The sequence below is a fragment of the Kribbella steppae genome, assembly GCF_004342025.1.
Taxonomy (GTDB): Bacteria; Actinomycetota; Actinomycetes; order Propionibacteriales; family Kribbellaceae; genus Kribbella; species Kribbella steppae.
In genome coordinates this window covers 1-23,182 of the sequence record NZ_SLWN01000025.1, presented here as the reverse complement: position 1 = coordinate 23,182, position 23,182 = coordinate 1, and the positions used below count along the sequence as shown (strand labels likewise).

27 protein-coding genes and 3 tRNA genes are annotated in these 23,182 nt (G+C 67.4%); 15 read left to right on the top strand and 15 right to left on the bottom strand.

What is annotated here, in order from left to right:
- The first annotated feature begins 421 nt into the window (after positions 1-421).
- Positions 422-928 (top strand): hypothetical protein, encoded by a 507-nt coding sequence (locus tag EV652_RS42150; protein ID WP_132216591.1) that lies wholly within the window; start codon positions 422-424, stop codon positions 926-928.
- 121 nt (positions 929-1,049) lie between these two features.
- On the opposite strand, the gene EV652_RS42145 is transcribed toward EV652_RS42150, so the two are convergent.
- Together EV652_RS42145 and EV652_RS42140 are read right to left on the bottom strand one after the other, a co-directional pair.
- Entirely contained in the window at positions 1,050-2,321 is a 1,272-nt protein-coding gene (locus EV652_RS42145; RefSeq protein WP_132216589.1) for an RNA polymerase sigma factor, read from the bottom strand.
- The gene (locus EV652_RS42140; RefSeq protein ID WP_132216587.1) at positions 2,321-2,677 is read right to left on the bottom strand and encodes a YciI family protein; all 357 of its coding nucleotides are present in this window, start codon (positions 2,675-2,677) and stop codon (positions 2,321-2,323) included. The genes EV652_RS42145 and EV652_RS42140 overlap by 1 nt, the downstream gene beginning before the upstream one ends.
- 420 nt (positions 2,678-3,097) lie before the next feature.
- Between EV652_RS42140 and EV652_RS42135 the strand changes: the two genes are divergently transcribed.
- Positions 3,098-4,036: an acyl-CoA desaturase gene (locus EV652_RS42135; protein ID WP_132216585.1), complete on the top strand. Its 939-nt coding sequence runs from the start codon at positions 3,098-3,100 to the stop codon at positions 4,034-4,036.
- A gap of 116 nt (positions 4,037-4,152) precedes the next feature.
- On the opposite strand, the gene EV652_RS44375 is transcribed toward EV652_RS42135, so the two are convergent.
- The 6 genes from EV652_RS44375 to EV652_RS42110 all read right to left on the bottom strand — a co-directional run bounded on the left by EV652_RS44375 (position 4,153) and on the right by EV652_RS42110 (position 7,542).
- On the bottom strand, positions 4,153-4,626 hold the full coding sequence (locus EV652_RS44375) for a GNAT family N-acetyltransferase (protein WP_158441544.1): 474 nt from the start codon (positions 4,624-4,626) through the stop codon (positions 4,153-4,155).
- 176 nt (positions 4,627-4,802) lie between these two features.
- Positions 4,803-5,522, bottom strand: coding sequence for a hypothetical protein (locus EV652_RS44370; protein ID WP_158441542.1), 720 nt, complete (start codon positions 5,520-5,522; stop codon positions 4,803-4,805).
- A 356-nt stretch (positions 5,523-5,878) separates the two neighbouring features.
- A tRNA-Phe gene (locus tag EV652_RS42125) sits at positions 5,879-5,951 on the bottom strand.
- A gap of 45 nt (positions 5,952-5,996) precedes the next feature.
- Positions 5,997-6,073: transfer RNA gene (locus EV652_RS42120), tRNA-Asp, on the bottom strand.
- Between the two features lie 59 nt (positions 6,074-6,132).
- Positions 6,133-6,205: transfer RNA gene (locus tag EV652_RS42115), tRNA-Glu, on the bottom strand.
- 167 nt (positions 6,206-6,372) lie between these two features.
- On the bottom strand, positions 6,373-7,542 hold the full coding sequence (locus EV652_RS42110; protein WP_132216579.1) for a hypothetical protein: 1,170 nt from the start codon (positions 7,540-7,542) through the stop codon (positions 6,373-6,375).
- Positions 7,543-7,676: 134 nt separating this feature from the next.
- Between EV652_RS42110 and EV652_RS42105 the strand changes: the two genes are divergently transcribed.
- The gene (locus tag EV652_RS42105; RefSeq protein ID WP_132216576.1) at positions 7,677-8,627 is read left to right on the top strand and encodes a LuxR family transcriptional regulator; all 951 of its coding nucleotides are present in this window, start codon (positions 7,677-7,679) and stop codon (positions 8,625-8,627) included.
- 17 nt (positions 8,628-8,644) lie between these two features.
- Complete coding sequence (locus tag EV652_RS42100; RefSeq protein ID WP_132216573.1) at positions 8,645-8,995, top strand: metallopeptidase family protein; 351 nt, start codon at positions 8,645-8,647, stop codon at positions 8,993-8,995.
- 13 nt (positions 8,996-9,008) lie between these two features.
- Here EV652_RS42100 and EV652_RS42095 read toward each other — a convergent pair whose 3' ends face one another.
- From EV652_RS42095 to EV652_RS42085, 3 genes are all read right to left on the bottom strand, one after another.
- Entirely contained in the window at positions 9,009-9,737 is a 729-nt protein-coding gene (locus EV652_RS42095; protein ID WP_132216570.1) for a polyprenol monophosphomannose synthase, read from the bottom strand.
- Between the two features lie 120 nt (positions 9,738-9,857).
- Positions 9,858-10,208, bottom strand: coding sequence for an STAS domain-containing protein (locus EV652_RS42090; protein ID WP_242002330.1), 351 nt, complete (start codon positions 10,206-10,208; stop codon positions 9,858-9,860).
- A gap of 254 nt (positions 10,209-10,462) precedes the next feature.
- Positions 10,463-11,818 (bottom strand): LVIVD repeat-containing protein, encoded by a 1,356-nt coding sequence (locus tag EV652_RS42085; protein ID WP_132216564.1) that lies wholly within the window; start codon positions 11,816-11,818, stop codon positions 10,463-10,465.
- A gap of 110 nt (positions 11,819-11,928) precedes the next feature.
- On the opposite strand from EV652_RS42085, the gene EV652_RS42080 reads away from it, so the two are divergent.
- From EV652_RS42080 to EV652_RS42065, 3 genes are all read left to right on the top strand, one after another.
- Positions 11,929-12,543, top strand: a complete 615-nt coding sequence (locus tag EV652_RS42080) for a DUF305 domain-containing protein (RefSeq protein ID WP_132216561.1) — start codon at positions 11,929-11,931, stop codon at positions 12,541-12,543.
- Positions 12,544-12,610: 67 nt separating this feature from the next.
- A complete protein-coding gene (locus tag EV652_RS42070) occupies positions 12,611-13,387 on the top strand; it encodes a DNA alkylation repair protein (protein ID WP_369410069.1) in 777 nt (258 codons plus the stop codon).
- 98 nt (positions 13,388-13,485) lie between these two features.
- On the top strand, positions 13,486-14,292 hold the full coding sequence (locus EV652_RS42065) for a M23 family metallopeptidase (RefSeq protein ID WP_132216555.1): 807 nt from the start codon (positions 13,486-13,488) through the stop codon (positions 14,290-14,292).
- Positions 14,293-14,341: 49 nt separating this feature from the next.
- Here the strand turns inward: EV652_RS42065 and EV652_RS42060 are convergent, their stop codons facing one another.
- Both EV652_RS42060 and EV652_RS42055 read right to left on the bottom strand, forming a co-directional pair.
- Positions 14,342-15,811 carry an MFS transporter gene (locus EV652_RS42060; RefSeq protein WP_132216552.1) on the bottom strand — a complete coding sequence of 490 codons (1,470 nt, stop codon included), beginning with the start codon at positions 15,809-15,811 and terminating at the stop codon, positions 14,342-14,344.
- 17 nt (positions 15,812-15,828) lie between these two features.
- Complete coding sequence (locus EV652_RS42055) at positions 15,829-16,350, bottom strand: hypothetical protein (protein WP_242002328.1); 522 nt, start codon at positions 16,348-16,350, stop codon at positions 15,829-15,831.
- Between EV652_RS42055 and EV652_RS45645 the strand changes: the two genes are divergently transcribed.
- The 6 genes from EV652_RS45645 (at position 16,331) to EV652_RS42025 (ending at position 19,967) form a co-directional block, all read left to right on the top strand.
- Positions 16,331-16,612, top strand: a complete 282-nt coding sequence (locus EV652_RS45645; RefSeq protein WP_242002327.1) for a hypothetical protein — start codon at positions 16,331-16,333, stop codon at positions 16,610-16,612. The genes EV652_RS42055 and EV652_RS45645 overlap by 20 nt on opposite strands.
- 264 nt (positions 16,613-16,876) lie before the next feature.
- Positions 16,877-17,665, top strand: coding sequence for a DUF4397 domain-containing protein (locus EV652_RS42050; protein WP_242002326.1), 789 nt, complete (start codon positions 16,877-16,879; stop codon positions 17,663-17,665).
- Between the two features lie 185 nt (positions 17,666-17,850).
- Positions 17,851-18,369, top strand: coding sequence for a class F sortase (locus EV652_RS42045; RefSeq protein WP_242002325.1), 519 nt, complete (start codon positions 17,851-17,853; stop codon positions 18,367-18,369).
- Positions 18,370-18,412: 43 nt separating this feature from the next.
- Positions 18,413-19,033: an L-threonylcarbamoyladenylate synthase gene (locus EV652_RS42040; protein WP_132216540.1), complete on the top strand. Its 621-nt coding sequence runs from the start codon at positions 18,413-18,415 to the stop codon at positions 19,031-19,033.
- Between the two features lie 70 nt (positions 19,034-19,103).
- Positions 19,104-19,310 (top strand): hypothetical protein, encoded by a 207-nt coding sequence (locus EV652_RS42030; RefSeq protein ID WP_199238707.1) that lies wholly within the window; start codon positions 19,104-19,106, stop codon positions 19,308-19,310.
- 12 nt (positions 19,311-19,322) lie between these two features.
- Positions 19,323-19,967 (top strand): nitroreductase family protein, encoded by a 645-nt coding sequence (locus EV652_RS42025; RefSeq protein ID WP_132216537.1) that lies wholly within the window; start codon positions 19,323-19,325, stop codon positions 19,965-19,967.
- On the opposite strand, the gene EV652_RS42020 is transcribed toward EV652_RS42025, so the two are convergent.
- Complete coding sequence (locus EV652_RS42020; RefSeq protein WP_132216534.1) at positions 19,954-20,451, bottom strand: DNA polymerase ligase N-terminal domain-containing protein; 498 nt, start codon at positions 20,449-20,451, stop codon at positions 19,954-19,956. The two genes, EV652_RS42025 and EV652_RS42020, sit on opposite strands and share 14 nt — an antisense overlap.
- Complete coding sequence (locus tag EV652_RS42015) at positions 20,448-21,272, bottom strand: SigB/SigF/SigG family RNA polymerase sigma factor (protein WP_132216531.1); 825 nt, start codon at positions 21,270-21,272, stop codon at positions 20,448-20,450. The genes EV652_RS42020 and EV652_RS42015 overlap by 4 nt, the downstream gene beginning before the upstream one ends.
- A gap of 131 nt (positions 21,273-21,403) precedes the next feature.
- On the opposite strand from EV652_RS42015, the gene EV652_RS42010 reads away from it, so the two are divergent.
- Both EV652_RS42010 and EV652_RS42005 read left to right on the top strand, forming a co-directional pair.
- On the top strand, positions 21,404-21,775 hold the full coding sequence (locus tag EV652_RS42010; protein WP_132216528.1) for a glyoxalase superfamily protein: 372 nt from the start codon (positions 21,404-21,406) through the stop codon (positions 21,773-21,775).
- Positions 21,776-21,897: 122 nt separating this feature from the next.
- Positions 21,898-22,980, top strand: a complete 1,083-nt coding sequence (locus EV652_RS42005; RefSeq protein ID WP_132216525.1) for an IS110 family RNA-guided transposase — start codon at positions 21,898-21,900, stop codon at positions 22,978-22,980.
- Positions 22,981-23,182 lie beyond the last annotated feature (202 nt).

Sequence of the window (23,182 nt, the reverse complement as noted above, 5' to 3'; positions counted from 1 at the left end):
CCTAATTCCACCGCCGCCACCCCGCGATCCGGCCAGCCGGCGGCGGCCGTCGTACGCGCGAAGCTCTCGCCGATCGTTCACCCGAACGCCTCGTCACCCACGACGTGGTTACGCTTTGCAACAAACATTTGATCGTGGTCAGTGTGAGGTGTTCCAGCAATGTGGCCGAATGTCGCCACCCAAACGCGCACCGCAAAGTCGCGCTTATCTCTCTCGAGACATTCTGTGAAGTATTACTTGGTGAGGTGAGCGTGAATCGACTGTCCGTAGCTTGCGGGCTGGTGGAAACGAAGTGGCGGTGCAAGACTTGTAGTAACGAATGAGCCTCATCGCCGGCTCTGCGACTGTTGCACGACCTGGCACCCATACGCCGGCCGCCTTGATCGCGGACCTGGTAGGTCGGGGTAGGCAGGGGGACAGGATGCCTGATGATCCTAAGGTCCGTGCGGAGTTACGCGCGCAGATCGAAACTCGGCGGGCGGGTATCGCTGCCTTTCTGCACGAAGCCCGGCCGCGCCGCAATCGGCTGACCAATATCAGCATCATCAGTAGCGCGATGGCGGCCGTTTTCGTGGCTGGTCCAGCCCTGGCGGGCCAGCCATTCACCGACAGCGTCAAGCGAGAATTGTCACTCGGCAGCGGTGCGGATGTTTGGCGGCCGCTCTGTCTGGCCGCGTTGATCGTCTCCTTGGTGTCGGTCATTTCCAGCAACCTGAGCAAATCTCAGGACCTCGCCGCCCGCGTCACCGCCGCGGAGGTTTGCACCACGGAACTCGAAGGTGTGTTGACGTCCCTCCAGTTCGGACGCCTCTCCGTGAAGGATGCCGTCGAGCAATATCACCAAAGCGTCAGCAAGGTCCCGTTCGTCGAGGAGTTGCCGGACACGTCGCGTGCGCTCGGAGAGTCTTGGCGTCGATCTCTCAGCTAACCCCCTCCAGAACCCGTTGACCCGTGGGCGCACGGGCCGAGGCCTGCCTGTGGTCGTTGGAGAGCCACCACTGGTGTGAGCTTGGCCCCTCGCACAGCATCCCGCCGGTAGCGGGACGGTGCTACGGCCGATTGAGATTTGCGAGGCGGTCGGCCAGGAATGCTCGCTCGGCCTCGTTGCTGGTCAGCTCAAGAGCGTGACGGTAGGCGATCGCGGCCTCGTCGTTGCGACCCAGTCGCTGGAGAAGGTCTGCCTTGATCGAGGGAAGGTACTGGTACCTCGCGAGCCGGCCGTCCTTCTCCAACTCGTCGATCTCCGCCAACGATCGGGCCGGCCCGGAGACCATCGCGACCGCCACGGCGCGGTTCAACGCCACCACCGGAGACGGCCACACCAACAACAGTTCGTCGTACAGGGTCACGATCTGCGGCCAGTCCGTTTCGTCGTACGTCGATGCCTCGGCGTACAGGGATGCGATCGCCGCCTGCAGGACGTAGCGTCCGGGTCGCCCGCCACGCAGGCCGTCCACGATCAAGTCGTGCGCCTCGGCGATCGCTGCTCGGTCCCACAGCGATCGATCCTGGTCCTCCAGCCGCAGCAGCCGGCCGTCGGAGTCGACGCGGCCGGCACGCCGGGCGTCTGTGACCAGCAGCAAGGCGAGGAGCCCCCACACCTCCCGCTCGTCGGGCATCAGATCCCGTAGCATCCGGGCCAGATGCAGCGACTGGTCCACCAGGTCCGTGCGCACCAGCGACGTGCCCGATGGCGCGGTGTGCCCGGCGGTGAACAGCAGATGGATCACGGCGAGCACCGCGCGCAGTCGATCCGGCAATTCGGCCGCGCCCGGCATCCGGTAGGGAATCCTGGCGGTCGAGATCTTCTTCTTGGCCCGCGTGATCCGGGCGGCCATCGTCGGCTCCGACACCAGCAACGCCTTGGCGGTGTCACCGGTCGACACTCCGCACACCAGCCTCAGTGTGAGAGCCAGCTGCGCATCCTGCGCCAACGCCGGGTGGCAGCACAGGAAGATCAGCCGCAGCCGTTCATCCGGTACGACGTCCTCCAGCTCAACCTGCTCGACGGGTTCGTCCATGGCGATCTCGTCCACCACTTCCTCGGGCTCCACCAGTAACGGCAGCTTCGAGCGGAACACCTGCTCGCGCCGTACCGCGTCCATCGCGCGGCGCTTGGACGTGGTGGTCAGCCACGCTGCTGGGTTGTCCGGGATCCCGTCGCGGGCCCAGCTCACCAGCGCCGCGGCGTACGCCTCCTGCACGCACTCCTCGGCCAGGTCCAGGTCCCGGACGACACGCGCCGTCGCGGCGAGCACCAAGGCCCACGCGCGACGGTGCGCATCGACGACCGCAGTTTCGACGTCTGCGGGGTCCGTCATCACTCGACGGGCGGGGCCGTGACTCCGCCGCTGTGCACAGGTCGCACCTCCACACCGCCACCCTCCTGGGTGGCAGGGTTGCGCCGAGCGATCTCCACGGCGGCATCCAGGTCGGGCGCCTCGATCACATAGAAGCCCGCCACCACTTCCTTGGCCTCCAGGAACGGGCCGTCCGTGACGACGTCACCACGAATCGAGGTCGCCATGTCCCTGGGCGTCAACGCGAACGCGGCGACCATGGCGCCCTCCTGCTCAACCTCGTCGGCGTGCCCGTCGCACGTCTCGAGCTCTTCCGGGGTGGCGTCCAGCGCGTGGGCAGAGTCTTCCGCGTAGATCAAGATCGCGTACTGAGCCATCGTGTCTCTCCTCCGGTGATTGATTGTCGCCCTACACCCCTACGTCGCACGCCCGGCCCGGAATCGACAACACTCGACAAATCCCGTGCCGATCAGATCCTGCCGCACGGACGACGTAGCCGTCCCACGTGGCTCAGACCGGGATCCGCCCGGCAGCGCGCGCTTGCCACGCAGCACCTCCTCCGACAGGGCCAGCGCGAGGTTCCCCGTTCCCGAGGCGCCGGTGAATCACCCGCGCAAGCGCGAGTAAATGCTCATGCATCGGGGAACCTGATGGATACGCCTCGGTCCGCCGGGGCCTATCGGGACGTCGGGGCTTGTGCGTTCAGAAGCGCGCCGGAGTCCGCCCACGAGGCTGCTCACCATGCCCAGCCGTGCTCAAGTGTCGGTCTACGGGGACCAGCATCCTAGGAGTGGACAGTGAGTTCAGCAGCAGGTTCTGATGACGCGCCTCCGGGCGAGTTCCAAGCCGTTGGCGGCAAGCTCGAACGTGGGCTCATCTGGGTTTTCATCGTCGTGCCTACTCTCGCGCTACTGCCAGGGATCTTCTTCGCCTGGGGCGGCTGGATCGGCTGGCGCGACATCGTGCTGCTGGTCGTGTTCTACGTGATCACCACCACGGGCATCGGCGTCGGCTACCACCGAGGCTTCACCCACGGCTCGTTCAAGAGCAAGCGCGGCCTCAAGATCGCCCTTGCCATCGCCGGCAGTATGGCTCTCGAAGGTCCCGTCATCCGCTGGGTCGCCGACCACCGTAAACACCACAAGTTCTCCGACAGAGACGGCGACCCACATTCGCCGTGGCGCTACGGCACCACCGCTTGGGCGGTGACCAAGGGATTCATCTTCGCCCATGTCGGGTGGGTGCTGTGGGGTGAGGATCGCGCTGACCCGAAGCACTATGCACCAGACCTCCTGAACGACCCTGACCTGGCGTCGATTTCGCGGCATTTCCGTGGGTTGGCGGTGATCTCTCTGCTGGCACCTGCATTCATCGGTGGTCTTTGGGACAGGTCATGGCACGGGGCCGCTACCGGGTTCTTCTGGGGCACACTGGTCCGTATCGCCCTGATGCACCACGTCACGTTCTCGATCAACTCGATCTGTCATGTCACCGGCGACAAACCCTTCGCCTCCCGCGACCGGTCAGGAAATGTGTGGTGGCTCGCGATCCTGAGTCAGGGCGAGTCATGGCACAACCTCCACCACGCCGACCCCACCTGCGCACGCCACGGTGTACTCATTGGACAGGTCGACATCAACGCCCTGCTCATCAAACGCTTCGAGCGGCTTGGCTGGGCATACGACGTCAAATGGCCAAACCAGGAACGCCTCGAGAAGAAGCGCGCGCCCGCTTGACCTGATGAGCTCCAGCCACCCGCGACCCGACCGCCGGGCTCCACAGGCTAGATACACCGGACCATGGCTCTGGCGAATGTGCCGCCCGCGCTGGCCGGCTATTCCTGATGGGCGACCTAGTCGAACTTCAGGTGCATGTCGTAGTTGGGTAGGTTCTCGCCGCGGATCCAGTTGTGAGCGTTGGCCCGCTCCACTTCGAAGCCGAAACGCTCGAACGCGGGCCGGGCCGTTCGACTCGCGTGAGTGTGAAGCTCGGACAGACCCAACTCGCGGGCCTTGACAATGACGGCCTCGACGAGGGCCCGTGCAGCGCCGCGGCCGCTGGCATCCGGGTGCACGAAGAGCATGTCGAGCAGGCCGTCATCGGTGACGTCGCTGAATCCCACGACTCGTTCGTCGATCACCGCAACGAAGGTATGAGCGGCCGACCGGCGTTCATTCCACTCCACAAGATCGACCGATTCCGGCGCCCATGCGGCGACCTGCTCCGACGAGTAGTCCTTCGACGCTGTGTCGCGAATCGCCCGGAAGTACGCCTCCCAGGTCGGCTCAGCATCTTCAGGTTCGTAGGTACGCACCGTCACACTCACAGGTGAGCACGATACCCATGACGTCGGCCAAGTCCTGTCCCAGTTCCAGACGGGTAGAGGTTTGCGGCGGGACCCTCCAACCGTCGGGAGACGATGCCGCGCGCAACCGTTCCGCGGCGCGTGCGGAGGCCAGGTGTGGACGCCGGCCGGGCTGTGTACAACCGTCGGCTGGGGCGTCAGCCGCTGGCGTCGGTCGGGGGCGTGCGGGCCGCCTCCGGAGCCGGTGCGCCCTGTGCCGGGTCGGCCGGCGCCGGCGGTGTCCTCCGCGCCGCGCGCAGCACCCCGATGACGGCGCCGATGAGCCACAACGCGAAGGCCACGGACGCCATGCCCCCGCTCCAGAAGCCGGACAGGCACAGCATGGCGACGGCGTAGGACACCCAGACGGCCCACGTCGGCAGGGCGCGCGCCTGCTGGGCGATCCGCGTCGTGACGGCGACCAGCACACCGCAGCCGATCAGCCCGGTGAGTGCGAGGACCTGCCCTGCCATGCCGAGCGCACGGACGGTGTCCGGGTCGGCGGTGAACTCGTCCGACCATGCCGCGAACGCGCTCGCCACATCGAGTGAGACACCGGTGATCATCAGCCCGCCGAACAGCGCCGCGGCCGGCACGATCGCGTGCGCGAGCGGGTCGCCGCCGGACAGTCGGTCCAGCACTCGCCGCAGACCGGTGGCGAACCAGAGCAGCAGCGCGACCCCCGCAGCGAGCACGGGCAGCCCGATGCCGGCGGCGGTCTGCCGCGCGTCGTCGTTGAGCCTCTCGAGGATGTCCGAGTCCGACATACCTGGGTCGTCGACGCCGACCAGGTAGCCCAGCGCCACCCCGACGACGAGCAGCACGACCGAAGCGGCGCCCGCCCATCCCGCGCGCTGAAGAGCTCGTGACTCGTCCATGCCGCCTCCCACGGTCGCGGCCACGGGTGGGTCGGACGTGGTGCAGGCACCAGGATCCGGCCCGCGGCGCGAAGTACCGCCAGTCCGAGTGTGCACGCGTACCAGGCCGCCAGCAAGGAGCCGCGACAGACCTCAACGCCCGGCCTCGGCGTGCTCGGCCGGCGCCACCGCACATCGTGCAGGCGATCGTCGAGCACGCGGACACACAGGTGACGATAGCGATCTACGCGCGCGCATCGCTGGAGGATCCAGCGGAAGGCGCTGAACCAGCTCGCCGAGGCGGCCGCCGGGTAGACGTTGCTGGACTAGCGGGAGGATCGGCGGTTCTCAGATTGAGAATCCGAAGGTGAGAGAGGTGGTCAGGGGCGGTCTCGAACCGCCGACCTTCCGCTTTTCAGGCGGACGCTCTACCAGCTGAGCTACCTGACCGGAGGAGAAAATATGGCGGCGGTGTTTGACACCGCCGCCTTCTCCTGGCGACCCAGACGGGACTCGAACCCGCGACCTCCGCCGTGACAGGGCGGCACGCTAACCAACTGCGCCACTGGGCCAGATTTCTCGATGATCCTACAGCATCTCCGAGGTGGTTCTGACACCGGTCTTTCGACCGTATCCCCAACGGGATTCGAACCCGCGTTACCGCCTTGAAAGGGCAGCGTCCTAGGCCACTAGACGATGGGGACTCGGACCCGCGGGAGCCGAAGCTCCAGGGACAGCCGTAAGCATAGAGGAGTTGGGCGCCGGCGCCAAAACGAGTTCCTGAACGACTGATGAGACGGGCGCCGTACGCCGGGGGGACGGTCGGCGTACGGCGCCCTGGGGGAGGGCTAGCTGGTGGCGTCGGGGGCGATCAGCTGCGGGTACTGCGCCGCGAACAGGTCGAAGAAGGTGAGCGCCGGCAGGATGGTGCCCTGCGGGCGGGCACTGTTCGCGACGCCGTAGGCCCACAGCGCGGACCGCATCCGCTGGTTCGGCGTGCCGTGGTGACCCGCGGCGGTGAAGCCGCAGTCGCCTGGTAGAACATCTGGCCGAACGACGCGACCCGGTTCCACTGCATCGACGCGCCGCGGGCGTGGGTGAGGAAGTACGAGCTGTACGCGTCGGCCATCAGTTCGGCCCAGCGCGACGCCTCGGGCGCGGGCAGGTCGTCGCGCATCAGGCCGTCGGCGTACTGCACCTGGTGACCGAACTCATGCGCCAGGATCGCCTGCGGCGCCACGTCGCCGAGTCCGACTCGGGCGAAGCCCTCGAGCACACCGTCGCCGAACGCGATCCGCTTCGGCGAGACGCCGTACCCCGGAATGACCTCGCCACCCGGTGCGGCATAGGCGTTGAAGGTGAAGAGCGGCAGGTCGCCGTACCCGAGTACCGGGCTGTTGAGCTCGCGTGCGACAAGGTCGGCGGACACCCGCGACGCTGCCGGGTCGAGGCCGTAGACGGCGGTGAAGACGCGGTAGTTCACCTCCGGGTCGAGCATCGACCGGCCGTGGGCGGGGACGAGTTCGATGTCGCCGGACGGGATGTCCCAGAACCCCCGCAGGTCGCGGATCGTGCGATTGACCACATTCGTGAATTCGCCCTGTGCGCCGTACGTGTACGGACCGGGCTGCGGCAGGTACGCCGCGTCGACCAGCGCCATCTGGAACAGCAGCACATGGAGGACGGCCAACTGCTGCTCGAACGTCCAGCTGGACGCATCCGGTATGACCGCGGCCACCACCGGCGGTGTGGCGGCGGAGCACTCGTACTGCGTCGGGTCGATGGCAGCCAGTACGGCGTCCTGCACCGGAGTGTCGGGCAGCCCGAGCTCGGCCTTGACCGCGGCCGCGCGCTCCCGCATGGCCGGCAGATTGTCGACGATCTGCTGGATCTCGGGTGACAGTTGCTGCGGTACGGCGCTCTGACTCGGAGCAAGCGGAGCAGTCGGAGCAAGCGGAGCCGCAGTAGCCGCAGGTGGTGCTGCGAGACCGAAGACCAGGGCGACGGCGGCGACAGCCGGCCAGGCCAGACGCATTCTCATCAGGAACTCCTAGGGGACGGGGGATTCGGCATCAGTATCTGCAGTTGGTAGCGCCCGCTACGAGGGTCTGTGCTGTCAGAAACCGGCATGTCACGAACCTGTCGCCGCCAGGGCCGCCGGTGGTACACAAAGGCATGGAACCGCTCCGGGCACTGGGTCTCTCGGCGCCGGCCGAAGCCCTCCTGCTCGACCTGCTGCAGCACCCCGATGCCACGCCGGCGGAGCTGGCCGCGCAGCACGACGACGTGGACGCGAGCCTCGAGGAGCTGGCCGGCCTCGGTCTGGTCGAGCGCACCGGTGACGCTCTGACGGTCCGCCCACCGCGGCTGGCGATGGAGGCACTGGCGGAGCGCCACACCCAGCAGGCCGCGCTCGCTCGCGACAGTGCGGAGACGCTCAGCGAGCTCTGGAAGGCGGCCGCCGGCAAGCAGGACTATCTGGAGGTCCTGCCCACGTACGCCGCCTCACAGGCCGTCCTGAACTCGGTCCAGACCGACGCCCACGAGCAGGTCCGGGCCATGACGACGGGCAACCTCGCGGCCCGGGAGTTGCGGATCGTCGACGGGATGTTCGAGGCGCTCGAGCGAGGCGCCAGGTACGACGTGATCTACGGAGCGCACGTCCTCCAGGACGCCAACGCGCTGCACCTCGTGCAGGCCTGCATCGATGCCGGCGAGACGGCCCGGGTCTTCCCGCACGTACCGCTCAACATCACCATTGTCGACAATCGCTGGGCGTTGGTGGGTGCGCGGTCCGAGGTACGACGTGGGCCGGAGTTCACGGCGGTCGTCGTCCATGACTCCCCGCTGCTCGCCGGACTGGCCAGGATCTTCGAGGCGCTGTGGCGGATCGCCGTACCGATCACCGGCGGCACCGAGCTGAACGACGTGACCGCCGGGCCGAGCCTGGATGCGAAACGGCTGCTGACGTACCTGAGTGCCGGCCTGACGGACGAGTCGATCGCCCGGGAGTTCGGTGTCAGCGAACGCACCATTGCTCGCCGGATCGGCCGCCTGCAGGAGGCCCTCGGAGCGCAGACCAGATTCCAGCTCGGCGTGCAGGCGTCGCGGCAGGGTTGGCTCTGAGTGCCTAGGCTGGCGGGGTGATCGAGATGAGCCGGGCGGACTTCGAGGTGCTGGTGTCCGAGGCGCTGGACGAGGTGCCGCCGGAGCTGGCGGCGCTGATCGACAACGTCGCGATCTTCGTCGAGGACGAGCCGCCGGCCGGCGATCCGCAGCTGCTCGGGATCTACGAGGGCATCCCGCTGACCGAGCGCGGGCACTACTACGGCGGTGTCCTGCCGGACCGGATCACGATCTATCGCAATCCGACGCTGGCGATCTGCGACACCGTCGAGGACGTCGTCGATGAGGTGAACATCACGGTCGTGCACGAGATCGCCCACCACTTCGGCATCGACGACGCCCGGCTGCACGAACTCGGGTACGGCTAACCCGCAAGAAGCCTCAGGAGCGCCGGAACAGCAGCTTCCAAGGCATCAGCGCGGACTCGAGCTGGACCTTGAGGCTCATCTTCGAGGCGCCCGCCGTACGCTCCTCGAACCGGATCGGGACCTCCGCGATCCGCAGCCCGCGGCGGACCGTGCGGTAGTTCATCTCGACCTGGAACGAGTACCCGTTGCTCTCGATCGTGGTGACGTCGATCCACCGCAGCGTGTCGGCCTTCCAGGCCTTGAACCCGGCGGTGGCGTCCTTCACGTGCAGGCGCAGGATCGCGTTCACGTAGAAGTTGGCCCAGGCGGACAGCGCCCGGCGGTGCCAGCCCCATTCCGCGGCCGCAGAACCGCCCTCGACGTACCGTGAGCCGATCACGACGCCGGCGTCCGTGGTCCGCAGGGTCTCGACCATGATCGGGACCACCGAGGCGGGGTGGGACAGGTCCGCGTCCATCTGGATGACGATGTCCGCGCCCTCGTCCAGCGCGCGGCTGATCCCGGCGATGTATGCGCGGCCGAGGCCGTTCTTCTCGGTCCGGTGCAGTACGCCGACCTGCTCGGGCGACGCCTTCGCCAGTTCGTCGGCCACGTCGCCGGTGCCGTCGGGGGAGTTGTCGTCGACCACGAGCATCTGCAGGCCCGGCAGGTTCAGGTCGGACAGCAGCCCGGCCAGCACGGGAAGGTTCTCCCGCTCGTTGTAGGTCGGTACGACGACGACGATCTTGCTCAGCTCACCCATGACTTTCCTTCTTCGGGGACCCCCGGACGCTATCGCATGCACCGGCCGAGAACCGAAAGGTGTACGCCGAACGGGCGCGCAGAGCCGGCCGGGAAGAGTCCGGCGAGCAAGGTGAAAAGGTCAGAGCGAGGAGAGCGCCTCGGCGACGGTGGAGAAGATCCGGAACTGGCCGCCCAGCCCGGTGACGGCCAGCGGCCGGTCCACGGGCCGGCCGACGCCGACCAGAGCCAGCGTGATGTTGTGCTGGCCGGCCAGGTTGCGGGCCTCGACCAGATTGCCGAGACCGGCGGAGCTACAGAAGGTGACGGCAGAGACGTCGATCAGGACCAGCCGGGCCGGCGGTGCCACCGCCGCACGGATCGACTCGGCGGCGAACTCGGTCGTCGCGATATCGATTTCACCGGACAGCCGGACCAGCAGTACGCCAGCTTCCAGCTCTTCGGTCACTGCGTCGAATGTTGTTTTGATCATCTCGCCGTCCCGCGGCTCAGGCTGGCTTCTCACGCCGGTCTCTCCCCCGGGTGGTTCCGCGAACGCCGGTCGGTCCTGGCGAAGTGGAACTGCCCTGCTCTCACCGTATGCCCCAACGCGCAAGCGTCACAACGGGTCTGAGCGGGATGACCTCGGAGCGTGATCTAACCAGGGATGTAAGCGCTACCAGCTATTGCATCTGCCTGTGCAGATGCCTCGATCACCTGCCTGTGCAATCGCCTCGAACCAACGCATCACCCCCAGAAGGCCGGTTGAGTCTGGACGTTGAGCTCGGACAGTTTGACCCGGCCGGCCGAGTCGGTCCGTTTGTCGGAGATCTTGAAGGTGTCGAACGCGGTCACCGACTCGGTGCCGTAGATCGTGCCGTTGTAGTAATAGACGGACCAGTAGCCGCCGAACGAGGACGGCTGGCGCGGCGGCCGGTCGAAGTACCCGATCTCGTAGGGGTGCGCCGAGTCGGTGAAGTCCCAGACCGAGAAGCCGCCCTGGTACCACGCCTGCACCATGATGTCGCGGCCGCGGACGGGGATCAGCGAACCGTTGTGCGAGACGCAGTTCTCCCCCTCGGCCTGGTGCCGCGGGATCTTGTAGTAGCTGCGGAAGTTCAGCTTCTGGTGCTTGATGTCGAAGACCGCGGTCGCGCCCTTGTCCGGCCCGACCACCTCGTTGCACTCGGCTCCGCCACCGCCACCGAGCTCGTCCATGAAGACGACCTTGGTGCCGTCGCCGTTGAACGTCGCGCCGTGCCAGAAGGAGAAGTTCGTCGCGTCCTGGACCCGGTCGATCACTCGCGGTGCGGCCGGCCGGGAGATGTCCAGCAGTACGCCGTCACCCATGCAGGCAGCGGCCGCGATCTTGCGGGCCGGGAAGGCGGTGATGTCGTGGCAACCGCTCGTCTCGTAACCCGTCTCGCTGCCCGGGAACCCGCCGTCCGGGAACAGCACCGGCGACGCCACCACGGCGGCCTTGGCCGGGTCCCGCAGCGGCACCTTGATGATGTCGATCCGGTCGTTCGGCGGCAGGCAGTCCGGGTAGGTGGCGTCCGGGAAGTACGACGAGTTGTAGATGTAGACCGAACGCTTCGTCGGCTCCGGGATCAGGGTGTGGGTGTGCGACCCGCACTTCGTCTCGACGGCGGCGACGTACCGGGGGTTCGCCGGGTCGCGGACGTCGAAGATCTTGATGCCCTCCCACGACTCCTTGATCTTCGGCGACTGCGGCACGCTCTGGCACGAGCTGTCGCTGCGGGACTGGTCGGTGCTCAGGAACAGCAGGCCGCCGTACACGCTGATGTCGTTCTGGCTGCCCGGGCAGGACACCTGGCTGATCATCCGCGGATTCGCGGGATCGCCGACGTCGTAGATCGCGAAGCCGGCGTAGTTGCCGACGTACGCCTTCTTGCCGGCGAACGCGATGTCGGTGTTCACACCACCGGTCAGCGGACCGGTCATCGGCACACTGGCCAGATGCGTGATGTTGTCGCTCTTCGACGCACCCGTGTCGGGTGGGGCGGCCGAGGCCGTACCGGCGAGACCGGTGAGCAGAGCAACAGTCAGGGCAAGACGGACGAGCGTGCGGGGGCGGCGCATGCCTGGGTCCCTTCTTCGGTTTTTCTTCGGTCCCCAGACTAGGCGTGATACACACGTTATGGAAGCGATCTGACACAAGGAGTGAGGCCGTGGGGATCTGCCGCTCAGGCGTGACCGTTGTGCTTGTCGCCGTACTCGCCGGATGCAGTACGACGAAACCCGCGGCCGAACCGCCCGCCTCCCAGCCGCCGGTGATCGTCCCCGGTACGCCGGGCGGCCCGAACCAGACCTTGTCCGCGCTGCCCAGCCCAACGAACGGGGTCGACCCCGACGACGTCGCGTTCCTGGCCGACATGATGGTCCACCACACCCAGGCGCTCCGAATGGCCGGCTACGCCGCGACGTCGGCAGAGAATGCGAAGGTCAAGGCGCTCGCCGAGCGGATCCGGGTCGGCCAGCAGCCGGAGATCGAGGCGATGCGGCAGATGCTCGTTGCCCGCGGTCAGACCCCACCTGACCTGACCCACGTCGACCACACGGACCACAGCGACATGCCCGGCATGGCGAGCCAGGACGAGCTGATCACCTTGGAGAAGGCGCGCGGCAAGGCGTTCGACCAGCTCTTCCTGAGTCTGATGATCAAGCACCACCAAGGTGCGGTCACGATGAGCGGCACGGTGGTAGACAAGGGAACGGACCCTCAGATAGGGGAGCTGGCCCAGGAGGTCGGCGTCACCCAGACGAAGGAGATCGCGACGATGCGGCAACTGCAGAAGGGGCTGTGATGGGCGTACTCGACGGCGAGCCGGCCGACGTCGCCGACGTGGTGGCCTTCCTGGCCGGGCCCGACAGCTGCTGGCTGACCGGCCAGAACCTGCGCGCCACCGGAGGGCTGCTGATCTGAGCACGGCCGACCTCCTCGCCGACATCGACGCCGCCGCGGACCCCGCGGTGGCGGAGTTCCTCGCGGGCTACTTCAAGCTGGGGCCGGGTGATTACGGTCACGGCGACCAGATGATCGGCGTGAAACTGTCGACCATCCGCGGCCTGATCAAGCCCTACCAGCGTGCGGATCTGCCGCTGGCCGAGCTCGAGCAGGCGCTGAAGAGCCCGATCCACGAGCACCGGTTGGCCGTCCTCTGTCTGCTCGCCGATCGCGCGGCTCGCAGTCTCAAGCCGCGTACGGCGAATCCGGCCGAGGTCACCGCGATCTACGAGCTGTATCTGCGCAGTACGGCGTACATCAACAACTGGGACCTGGTCGACTGCAGCACCTCGGAGATCGTCGGCGGGTACCTGCTCGACAAGCCGCGGGACGTTCTCTACACGCTGGTCCGATCGTCGTCGCTGTGGGAACGGCGGATCGCGCTGGTCGCGACCCATCTGTTCATCATGCGTGGAGAGAGCGCGGACACGTATGCGCTGGCCGCCCTGGTGCTCGATGATCGGGAGGACCTGATCCACAAGGCGTCCGGGTGGATGCTGCGCGAGGCCGGTAAGCGGGTCTCGGAGGACGAACTGCTGGCGTTCCTCGACCAGCACGCGACGGTGATGCCGCGGACGATGCTCCGGTACGCGATCGAGCGGCTCGCGCCGGATGTGCGAAAGCACTATCTCAAGGCACGGTGAGTTTTCGCCCAGGTCGAAAGGCTTGTTGATCGCCTGGCGGAGCGTCACCCTGAGCCGCAACTGATCGCGCTGTGCCCTCTTGATAGGGAGCCGCCCCCATGAACCTGAAGCGCATCGTCCACCTGTTGCTGCTCGCAACACTCGTCTCCGCCGGCCTGATCGGCGGACAAACCTCGGCCCTGGCCGCGCCCGGCTTCCAGATGCCGATCCCGTGCGGTCTTCGCTGGACCACCGCGACCCACAGCGGCCACGCCAGCCAGTGGATGCTCGACATGGTCTCGCCGAGCGGAGCCACCCGCGGTACGCCGGTCCTCGCATCGGCCGGTGGCACCGTCAGTGCCTCGCTGCTGTCGTCCAGCGGCGGTCACATGGTGGTCATCGACCACGGTGGCGGCTGGCAGACCCGGTACCTGCACATGGATCGCCGTGATGTTGCCGTCGGCAACACAGTGAGCCAGGGAAGACAGATCGGCATCGTCGGCAACACCGGCGACAGCACCGGTCCGCACCTGCACTACGAGCAGAAGCTCAACGGCAGCGTCCAACAGTCGTGGTTCAACGGGCACGCGGTGCCGCTCACCTGGTCGTACAACCAGCACTTCGAAACCAGCGCCAACTGCGGCGCCGGCGACGGCAAGTTCTGGGTCGACACCTTCGCGAACGCACCCGGTCACAGCACGCCCGGCGGAACGCAGACCGGCACGCTCTACGCGGGCACCAACTACGTCTACTGCAAGGTCTGGGGACCCGAGGTCAGGGTCGGTACGGCGTACAACCACTGGTGGATGAAGACGGACCTCGACGTAGGCCCGGCGAACCAGTGGGTGTCGGCGTACTACCTCTCCCGCTGGGGCAACGACGAGGCCAAGGACAACACCGGCCGAGACCTCCCGAACTGCACCTGACAGCTCAGTTCCGCCAGCGGATTTGTCGACATGTCGCTGCCGTACGCGCTCAGGACTCGCGACTGTGCGCGTACGGCGGTGCTTCCAGAGCGCAGTGCGGGTGGTGATGGACGTCCACCGGCGTCGCGTCGCGGTCGCCCACGGTGACCCAGGCCACCACCGCGCCCGCCGCGGTCAGTGCGGCCGAGATCCACAGTGCGTTGCCAAATCCATTGCTGAAGGCAACTGGATCGCGATAGCTGTCACCGGTGATGCCGGCCGCGATCGGGATCGCGGCGACCGCCATCAGCTGCGCCGACCGGGCGACCGCGTTGTTCACGCCCGACGCGATCCCGGCGTGGTGATCCTCGACCGACGACAGGACGGTCGCTGTCAGCGGCGCGACCGTCGCGACGAGGCCGAGTCCGAGTACGACGACCGCCGGCAGAACCGCGTTGACGTAGCTGACGCCCGGCTCGATCCGGAGCATCAGCAGGAAGCCCGCGGCCATCAGCAGCGGTCCGACCGTCATCGGGATCCGAGCGCCGATCGTGTCCGCGAGTCCACCGGCGTACCCGGACAGAGCGAGCATCAGCACGGTCATCGGCAGCAGGGCGGCGCCGGCCCAGAGGGCGGAGTACCCGAGCACCGTCTGGAGGTACACGACCAGCAGGAAGGTCGCCGTACCGAGACCGCCGTACACGACGACCGTGACCAGGTTCGCCCCGGTGAAGCGGCGGTTGGCGAAGATGCCTGGCGGCAGCATCGGGTGCGAGCTGCGCCGCTCGACCTCCACGAACACCGCGAGCGCGATCACCCCGATGGCCAGCGAGACCAGCACCACGGGATCGTCGAAGCCCCGGTCGCCGGCCCTGATCAGGCCGAAGGTGAGGCCGCCCAGTCCGGTGGTCACGACCACGGCGCCGGTGATGTCGAGCTTGCCGGCCGCGGTCTCGTCGCGGGACTCCGGCACGTGTCGCAGAGTGATGAGGACGGTCACCAGCGCGATCGGGAGGTTGAGCAGGAAGATCAGCCGCCAGGAACCGCTGTCGACCAGGCCGCCGCCGACGAACGGCCCGACCGCCGCGGCGACCGAGGTGAGACCGGACCATGCGCCGACCGCCTTGCCGCGATCCGACTGCGCGAACGACGTCTGCAGGATGGCCAGGCTGCCCGGGGTGAGTAGCGCACCGCCGATGCCCTGCAGGACCCGCCCCGCGATCATCACCTCGATGCTCGGGGCCACCATGCAGATCACCGACGCGATCGCGAACCAGACCACCCCGACCACGAACACCTTCCGCCGGCCGAGCCGGTCGCCGAGCGAACCGCTGAGCAGGATCAGGGCCGCGAGCGGCAACATGTACGCGTTGATGATCCACTGCAGGCCGGCCACCTCGGCGTCGAATTCCTCGCCCATCGCCGGTAACGCGACATTGACCACCGTGCCGTCGAGGAACGCCATCCCCGATCCGAGGGCCGTGGCCGCGAGGACCCACCTGGCCCGGCTGGTCCCGAACGCGATCCGCTCGTCCGTCATGGACTCACAGTAGGCGGTTACTGCGGCTGCGGAAGGTCCAATTGAAGGACGACGAGTGCCTTGTCGGCAGGGATCCCTTGCAGGACCGAGAGGTTGGGCGGATCGCCGACCGCACAGCGGGTCTCGGTCAGCAGAGGGCAGACCGCGTTGAGCAGTTCGCCGCCGGTGATGGTGAAGGTGGTCGGCAGCCCGCCCTCGGAGATCGCGGTGAGCGGCCGGAGGGCCGACGAGGCCCGCTCCGGTTTCGACTCCGTACGCCGGACCGTCGAACCGGACAGGCGGTAGGTCAGGCGCAGGTTCGTGGCGGCGGTGGTCAGCGGCACGTCCGTTGTATTGGTGACACTGGAGCTGGCCAACGGGATGGTCACTCCGTTCGCCTGTATGCGGAGGTTGGTCGCTATCGGCAACGTCTTGGTCATCATCCCGGGTAGCTCTGCACCGGACGCGGGGAGCTGTACCTGCAGAATGTTCGTCGCTCTCGGCAGCATCACCTCCTCGGTGATGTCGAACGATCCGTCCTTGAGCGCGACGACATTCATCCGGATCCCGGGCACGGTCGCGCCGGGACCGGGGCTGGTGGAGGCCGTCTGGCCCGGCTGCGAGACCTGCGTGGTGGGGCTCCGGCCCGGCGCCGGACTGGGTGCGACCGGACCGGCGGTATCGGGTGAGCAGGCCGCGGCCGCGCTGAGCCCCAGAGTCAGCGCGGCCGTAGCCAGCCACCGCACCCCCGAAGTCCGCCGCGGCCTGAGTTCCTCCACCCCCGATAGCTCGATCGGGAGGAACTCCGGGCTCGCCGCATGAGCTCTGGTCGGAGAACCGCGTTCCGACATGAGTCATCGCCCCCCAACGGATCCGGCCGCTCCTCTGGCGGTCGGATCGGACTTGCGCATACGATACGCCGCAATTAGTGGGGTACGGCAATTACTGCCGTTTTAATTCATGGGGACATCGAGGGGGCACAAAATGGTGAGACGCAGCGTGTCCGGATCATTCCGGGCAGTATTGGATGGAATTTCGAGAATTCCCGGTCCGGCAATTCGAAGAGTAGTTCCGCTGACCCTGGCGGTGACGGTAGCGGCGGCGCCGGTGATGCTCGCGGTGCCGGCCGACGGGGCCGCGGGCGCGAACCTGTACGTCGTCCAGGGCCTGCCCGGGCGGACGCTCGACATCACTATCGACGGCCGCACGGTGGCCACCGGGCTCGCGACGACGAAGATCGCCGGGCCGTTCGGGGTTGCCGCGGGCAAGCGAATGCTCACCGCCAAACAGGGCGGAACAGTAGTGATCCAGCGGGAAGTCTCGGTCGGATCCGGAGCCAGCGTCGACGCCGTCATCCATCTGCCGGTCTCGCCCACGGGTGCGCCCGTGCTGACGTCGTACGTGAACAAGCTGAGCGCCATCCCGACGGACAAGGCAGCCCTGCGGGTCGCGCACGACGCGGCCGTCGGGCCGGCCGACATCCGGGTGAACGGAAAGGTCGCGTTCGCGAATGTGGCGAACGGAGAATCGCTCGAGGCGGTTGTGCCTGCGGCCACCTACAAGGTGGACATCGTGCCGGCCGGCGCGAGTTCACCTGTTGTTCTCGGTCCGTTGGACCTGCCGGCCCAGGCCGGATATCTGACCCGGGTGTTCGCGGTCGGAAATCCGAATGCGAAGACGATGAATGTCGCGCTCGGGACGATCAAGCTGCCGGCGACGGGTTCGGGGACGCCGGGGCTGGTGGACACCGGGTCCGGTGGTCAGGCGGCGGAGCTGAACCAGGCGCACAGCTCCACCTCCGGCCTCTGGGTCGTGGTGGTCCTGGCCGGCTTGATGGCAGCAGTGGTGACGGTCCGGAAGGTGGTCCGTCGCTGAGGAACCTCCTGCTCGTACTGGTGCTGTGCTGCGCGGGCCTGGAGGGGTGCGCTGCGCAGACGGCTTCGTCCATGCCGGACCCCGGGACGGACGGTGGCACCCCAACGCCGTCGTCCGTTCCGGCTACTCGTGGTGGTGTCCCTGGGTTCGTTCCACTGATCGAGCCCAGGGCCACGCCGTCTCCGGTGGAGACTGATCCGACGTCCGCACCGCCGGCCCGGATCGGTACGCCGGCGCCGAGTCAGCGGATCTGGTTCGTGCCTGCCCAGGTGGTGCTTCCGGGTGGCGCGAAGGCCCCGGTGGAGCGAGCCAGCACGGTCGACGCCGAACTGAAGGTCCCAGAGCAAGGCGATCGCGTCGGTTGGTGGGACGGTGGCGCTCAGGCCGGCGACCCGTTCGGGTCGGTGGTTCTGGCCGGCCATGTCGATACCAAGACCGATGGGATCGGGTACTTCGCCCGCCTGCTCCGCATCAAGCCGGGCGAGCTCGTCGTACTGCACGGCTCCGGCCACACTGCGACCTACCGGGTCAGCTCGGTCGTCTCGGTGCCGAAGAACGCTCTCGCTACCCGCAGTGGCGCCTTTGATCAGAAAGTCGACCATCGTCTGGTCCTCATCACCTGCACCGGCGCATACGACGCATCGGGCGGCGGATACGAGGACAACCTGGTCGTGACGGCGACGGCGGTCGGCCCGGCGCGTTGAGTCGGCGCGGTGAGTCGGACGCCGGGCACTAGGCTCGGCGGTTATGGCGAGGTATTTCGACGTACATCCGGAGAATCCGCAGCGGCGCGCGGTCGGCCAGGTGGTGGAGCTGGTGCGCGAGGGCGGCCTGATCGCGTACCCGACCGACTCCTGCTTCGCGCTCGGCTGTCAGCTCGGGAACCGGGAGGGCATCGACCGGATCCGCGCCATTCGGCAGCTGGATGATCGGCACCACTTCACGCTGGTGTGTCAGGACTTCGCCCAGTTGGGGCAGTTCGTGCACATCAGTAACGCGGTCTTCCGGTCGATCAAGGCGGCCACGCCGGGGAGCTACACCTTCATCCTGCCGGCCACGAAGGAAGTCCCACGCCGCCTGCTCCACCCGAAGAAGAAGACCGTCGGTGTCCGTATCCCCGACCACATCGTCACCCAGGCCCTCCTCGAGGAACTCGGCGAACCCTTGCTCTCCAGCACCCTCCTCCTCCCCGAGGAGGAAGAACCGATGACCCAGGGCTGGGAGATCAAAGAACTCCTCGACCACCAGCTCGACGCCGTCGTCGACTCCGGCGACTGCGGCACCGAGCCCACGACCGTCATCGACTTCTCCGACGACGTCCCCGAGGTCGTCCGAGTCGGCGCCGGGGACCCCACGCCTTTCCAGTAGGGATTACCACTGGTTCCAGTGCAGGACCTGGTCGCGAGGGATGCGCTTGGCCGGCTGGAAAGTGGTGCCGATGGTGAAGGCGAGCGAGATGAAGGCCGCCACTCGCCAACTGGTACAGGCGATCCGGGCCGCTGCGCCGGGTCATGTCCGGATCATCTTCTTCAACGACCCGGTGCTGATCAGCGAGGGCCTGACCTCCCAATGGGACGCGCACGACAACCACCTGCACGTCCGCTTCTGTGAGAAGGTGCACCCCAATTCGCTCTACACCTGCTGAGATAGTGGAGCGGTGACCACACTCGATCTCTCGCCTGACGAACTGCTCACCACCACTCGCACCGTCCGCAAGCGGCTGGACCTGGACAAGCCGATCCCGCTCGAGCTGATCCGCGAGTGCATCGAGATCGCCTTGCAGGCTCCCTCCGGGAGTAACCGGCAGTCGTGGCACTGGCTGGTGATCACGGACGCGGAGAAGCGGGCGGCGATCGGGGAGTACTACCGGCTCGCGGTGGAGAAGTACCTGGCCGGGTCCGGCGCGGCCGGGAAGCTGTTCTCCGACGACCCGGTGCGCGGGCCGGTGCAGCGCCGGATCGGTGACAGCGTGGCCTACCTGGGCGAGCGGATGGGCCAGGTCCCGGTGCTCGTGATCCCGTGCCTCGAGGCGCGGTCGCTGCCGGCCGGGAACCAGGCCGGGTTGTGGGGCTCGATCTTGCCGTCCGCCTGGAGCTACATGCTGGCCGCGCGCGCCCGTGGCCTCGGTACGGCGTGGACCACGCTGCACATGAGGTACGAGCAGGAGGTCGGCGAGCTGCTCGACCTGCCCGAGGAAATGCGGCAGACGGTGCTGATCCCGACCGCGTACACGATCGGGACCGACTTCAAGCCGGCTCCTCGTCAGCCGTTGGACGAGGTCCTTCACCTCAACTCTTGGTAGCCATGTCCTCGATGGTCAGGCCACTGAGCACTGACCGCGGCTCTGTGACGGTCAGGTCGAGGTCTGGATCGGCGGCGGCGTCGCGGACCTTCACCAGCAACCAGTCCTCACCGGTCCTGGTGAAGGCCCACGCGCCGTTCAGCTTCACGCCGTGCAATTGCACCTTGAAATGCCCGCGCTCGATCGCCTCGGCCGGATCCACCAACTGGTGGCGATCGTCGCGGGTGAGGTTGGTGTAGATGCCGGCATCCCACACGATCACGGCACCGCTGCCGTACTGACTGTCCGCGATCACGCCCTCGTAGGAGGCGTACTCCAGGTCGTGATCGGTGGTGAAGACCGCAAGTCGCTTCACGATCGGGTCCAGGGACGGTCCACGCGGGACCGCCCAGGATTTCAGGACCCCGTCCACCTCCAGCCGAACGTCGTAGTGCAGCCGCCGGGCATCATGCAGCTGCACCACGAAGATCGGCTTGGACGTCAAGCGGCAGCTGCCGCGGGCGGTTCGATGCGATCGCGCAGCCGGTCGAGGATGCCGCGGAGCAGCCGCGAGACCTGCATCTGGCTCACTCCGATCTCGGCGCCGATATCGGCCTGGGTGTGTCCTTCGATGAAGCGTAGTTCCAGAATCCTACGCTCGCGCGGCGCCAGCTCACTGAGCACCGGTTCGAGGACGGCGACCGCCTCGGTCCGCTCGAAGGCGGAGTCGTCGGAGTCCGCGATCGTGTCGGCCAGATTGGCGCCTGAGTCGTCGTCGACCGGGCGGTCCAGCGACAGCACGGAGAAGCAGCCGTCGGCGGCCAGCGCGGCCTCCACTTCGTTGACTTCGGCCCCTATTTCGGCGGCGAGCTCCTCCAGGGTGGGCTCGCGGCGCAGGTCCTGGACCAGCTGGGGACGGACCGACGCGATCGATCCCTGCAGCTCCTGCAGGCGACGGGGGATCCGGACGGTCCACGAGCAGTCGCGGAAGTACCGTTTCACCTCGCCCCTGATCGTCGGTACGGCGTACGCCAGGAACGGGGTGTCCGTGTCCGGGTCGTAGCTGCGGGCGGCCTTGACCAGACCGAGGTACGCGACCTGGTCCAGGTCGTCGGCTTCGACGCCTCGGCCGCGGAACCGGGTGGCGATGCTGTGAGCGATGCTCAGGTTGAGCTCGATCGCCTCGTCCAGGAGGGACTGCCGGAGATTTTCGTCCGTCGTGGCGGCCCGCCGGCTCAGAAGGGTCCGGGTCGTCTTGTCTCTGCGCTGCTTCGGATCGGTGCTGCGCGGTTCGTCGACGGCACTACGAGTAACTACGGTGACCATTTTTGCTGACCTCGCGACGTTGAGTCACGGCGCGGCACATGTCTGGACCGCGGTCAGAGCTTCTGCTCACATTTCTACCCCACGATGCGCGGCTTAAGCATCCGGGTCGGCCCAGGCAGTAGGTTGCTGCCATGGACTGGAAGCTGGAGCTGGTGTCGGTACCGGTGTCGGATGTGGACCGGGCGAAGGCGTTCTACACCGAGAAGGTCGGCTTCAACGCCGACCATGATCACCGGGTCACCGAAGAACTGAGATTCGTTCAGCTGACGCCGCCCGGATCGGCGTGCTCGATCGCGATCGGCAGCGGGATGGACCAGGCCGAACCCGGGTCGGTCCGAGGGCTGCAGGTCGTCGTCCCCGACGTCGCCGCAGCCCGCGCCGAACTGGCCGGCCGCGGGGTCGAGGTGTCGGACCTGCAGGAGTTCCCGTGGGGAACTTTCGCCTTCTTCAGCGACCCCGACGGGAACTCCTGGGCCCTCCAGCAGTTGCCCCCGCGGGACTAGACGGTATGACGTGACGCCGTCGTGGTGGCGGGGTTGCGGGCCGGGGCCTCACTCACACAGATTCGTGGGTTGCCGAGTAGGGGCTGCCTGCTCGGCCTATCCGACATGTGTGGGAGGCCCCGGTGTTTATCGAGCGTACGAGTGTTGGGCTGGATGTGCACGCCCGTTCGGTGGTCGCGGCGGCGATCGATGGTGTGACGGGTGAGCTGGTGCAGGCGAGGCTGGCGCCTTCTCACGAGCACATTAGGTCGTGGTTGAGGGATCTGCCGGCGCCGGTCGCGGTGGCCTATGAGGCTGGTCCGACCGGGTTCGGGCTGTCGCGTGCGTTGACCACGGCCGGGATCAGGTGTGAGGTCGTCGCGCCAAGCAAGTTGCAGCGGCCGTCGGGTGATCGGGTCAAGACCGACGCCAAGGACGCGATCCACCTGGCCCGGCTGCTGAGACTGGACGAGTTCGTCTCGGTGTCGGTCCCGGGCGTCGAGCAGGAGGCAGCCCGTGACCTGGTTCGCGCGCGGGAAGACTGCCGTGGCGATCTGATGCGGGCCCGGCACCGGTTGTCCAAGCTGTTGTTGCGCCAGGGAATCGTCTATTCCGGTGGCCAGGCCTGGACCGGTGCTCACGACGCGTGGCTGCGCCGGCAGCGGTTCGACTCCCCGGCGGTGCAGCTGACCTTCGAGTCTGACTACGACGCCGTGCTGACCGTCCAGGCCCGCCGCGACCGCCTCGATCAGGCGATCACCATGATGGCCGCCGACTCGGAGTTCACCCCGTCGGTGCGCCGGCTTGGCTGCCTGCGCGGTGTCTCCACGCTGACCGGGTTCGCGCTCGCGGTCGAGATCGGCGACTGGCACCGGTTCACCGGCAACACGATCGGCTCGTTCGTCGGGCTGGTCCCCACCGAGTACTCCTCGGGCCAGTCACGGGTGCAGGGCTCGATCACCAAGACCGGCAACACCCACGTCCGCCGGCTCTTGATCGAGGCCGCCTGGCACCACCGGGCCCGCTACCGGCCCGGCAAAACGATGCGTGACCGCTGGGATCTCGCATCACCCGCGGCACGGGCCAGGGGCGACGCCGGCAACCGGCGGCTGCACGCCCGCTGGGCCCGGTTCATCGAGCGCCGCAAACGGCCCGTGATCGCCAACGTCGCCATCGCCCGCGAGCTGGCCGGCTGGTGCTGGTCCCTGGCCGTCATGGACGACTAACACCCCTCGAGTTGGCCTCGTCGACCAACGTGGTGGCAGCAGCGCGTGGAGCGACCCGCGATTCAACTATGAGCAGCCCCGGCCCCAGGCCCGGGCGACGCTCGACGCTAGACACGCGGACCCGCTCCTGTGCCGAACACCCCGTCCTGCGGTAACCAACCCGACTCTTCTATGTCTGGTCAAGTGGTCTGCGGGCCGGTTT

Coding starts and splice junctions, on each gene's coding strand:
- EV652_RS42105 (WP_132216576.1), top strand. CDS start 7,677: ATGGAACCGCTCCGGGCACTGGGTCTCTCGGCGCCGGCCGAAGCCCTC.
- EV652_RS42015 (WP_132216531.1), bottom strand. CDS start 21,272: ATGGTCACCGTAGTTACTCGTAGTGCCGTCGACGAACCGCGCAGCACC.
- EV652_RS42055 (WP_242002328.1), bottom strand. CDS start 16,350: ATGAATGTCGTCGCGCTCAAGGACGGATCGTTCGACATCACCGAGGAG.
- EV652_RS42090 (WP_242002330.1), bottom strand. CDS start 10,208: ATGATCAAAACAACATTCGACGCAGTGACCGAAGAGCTGGAAGCTGGC.
- EV652_RS42085 (WP_132216564.1), bottom strand. CDS start 11,818: ATGCGCCGCCCCCGCACGCTCGTCCGTCTTGCCCTGACTGTTGCTCTG.
- EV652_RS42145 (WP_132216589.1), bottom strand. CDS start 2,321: ATGACGGACCCCGCAGACGTCGAAACTGCGGTCGTCGATGCGCACCGT.
- EV652_RS42040 (WP_132216540.1), top strand. CDS start 18,413: ATGGCGAGGTATTTCGACGTACATCCGGAGAATCCGCAGCGGCGCGCG.
- EV652_RS42095 (WP_132216570.1), bottom strand. CDS start 9,737: ATGGGTGAGCTGAGCAAGATCGTCGTCGTCGTACCGACCTACAACGAG.
- EV652_RS42065 (WP_132216555.1), top strand. CDS start 13,486: ATGAACCTGAAGCGCATCGTCCACCTGTTGCTGCTCGCAACACTCGTC.
- EV652_RS42140 (WP_132216587.1), bottom strand. CDS start 2,677: ATGGCTCAGTACGCGATCTTGATCTACGCGGAAGACTCTGCCCACGCG.
- EV652_RS42150 (WP_132216591.1), top strand. CDS start 422: ATGCCTGATGATCCTAAGGTCCGTGCGGAGTTACGCGCGCAGATCGAA.
- EV652_RS42030 (WP_199238707.1), top strand. CDS start 19,104: ATGGTGAAGGCGAGCGAGATGAAGGCCGCCACTCGCCAACTGGTACAG.
- EV652_RS44370 (WP_158441542.1), bottom strand. CDS start 5,522: ATGGACGAGTCACGAGCTCTTCAGCGCGCGGGATGGGCGGGCGCCGCT.
- EV652_RS42110 (WP_132216579.1), bottom strand. CDS start 7,542: ATGAGAATGCGTCTGGCCTGGCCGGCTGTCGCCGCCGTCGCCCTGGTC.
- EV652_RS42060 (WP_132216552.1), bottom strand. CDS start 15,811: ATGACGGACGAGCGGATCGCGTTCGGGACCAGCCGGGCCAGGTGGGTC.
- EV652_RS42010 (WP_132216528.1), top strand. CDS start 21,404: ATGGACTGGAAGCTGGAGCTGGTGTCGGTACCGGTGTCGGATGTGGAC.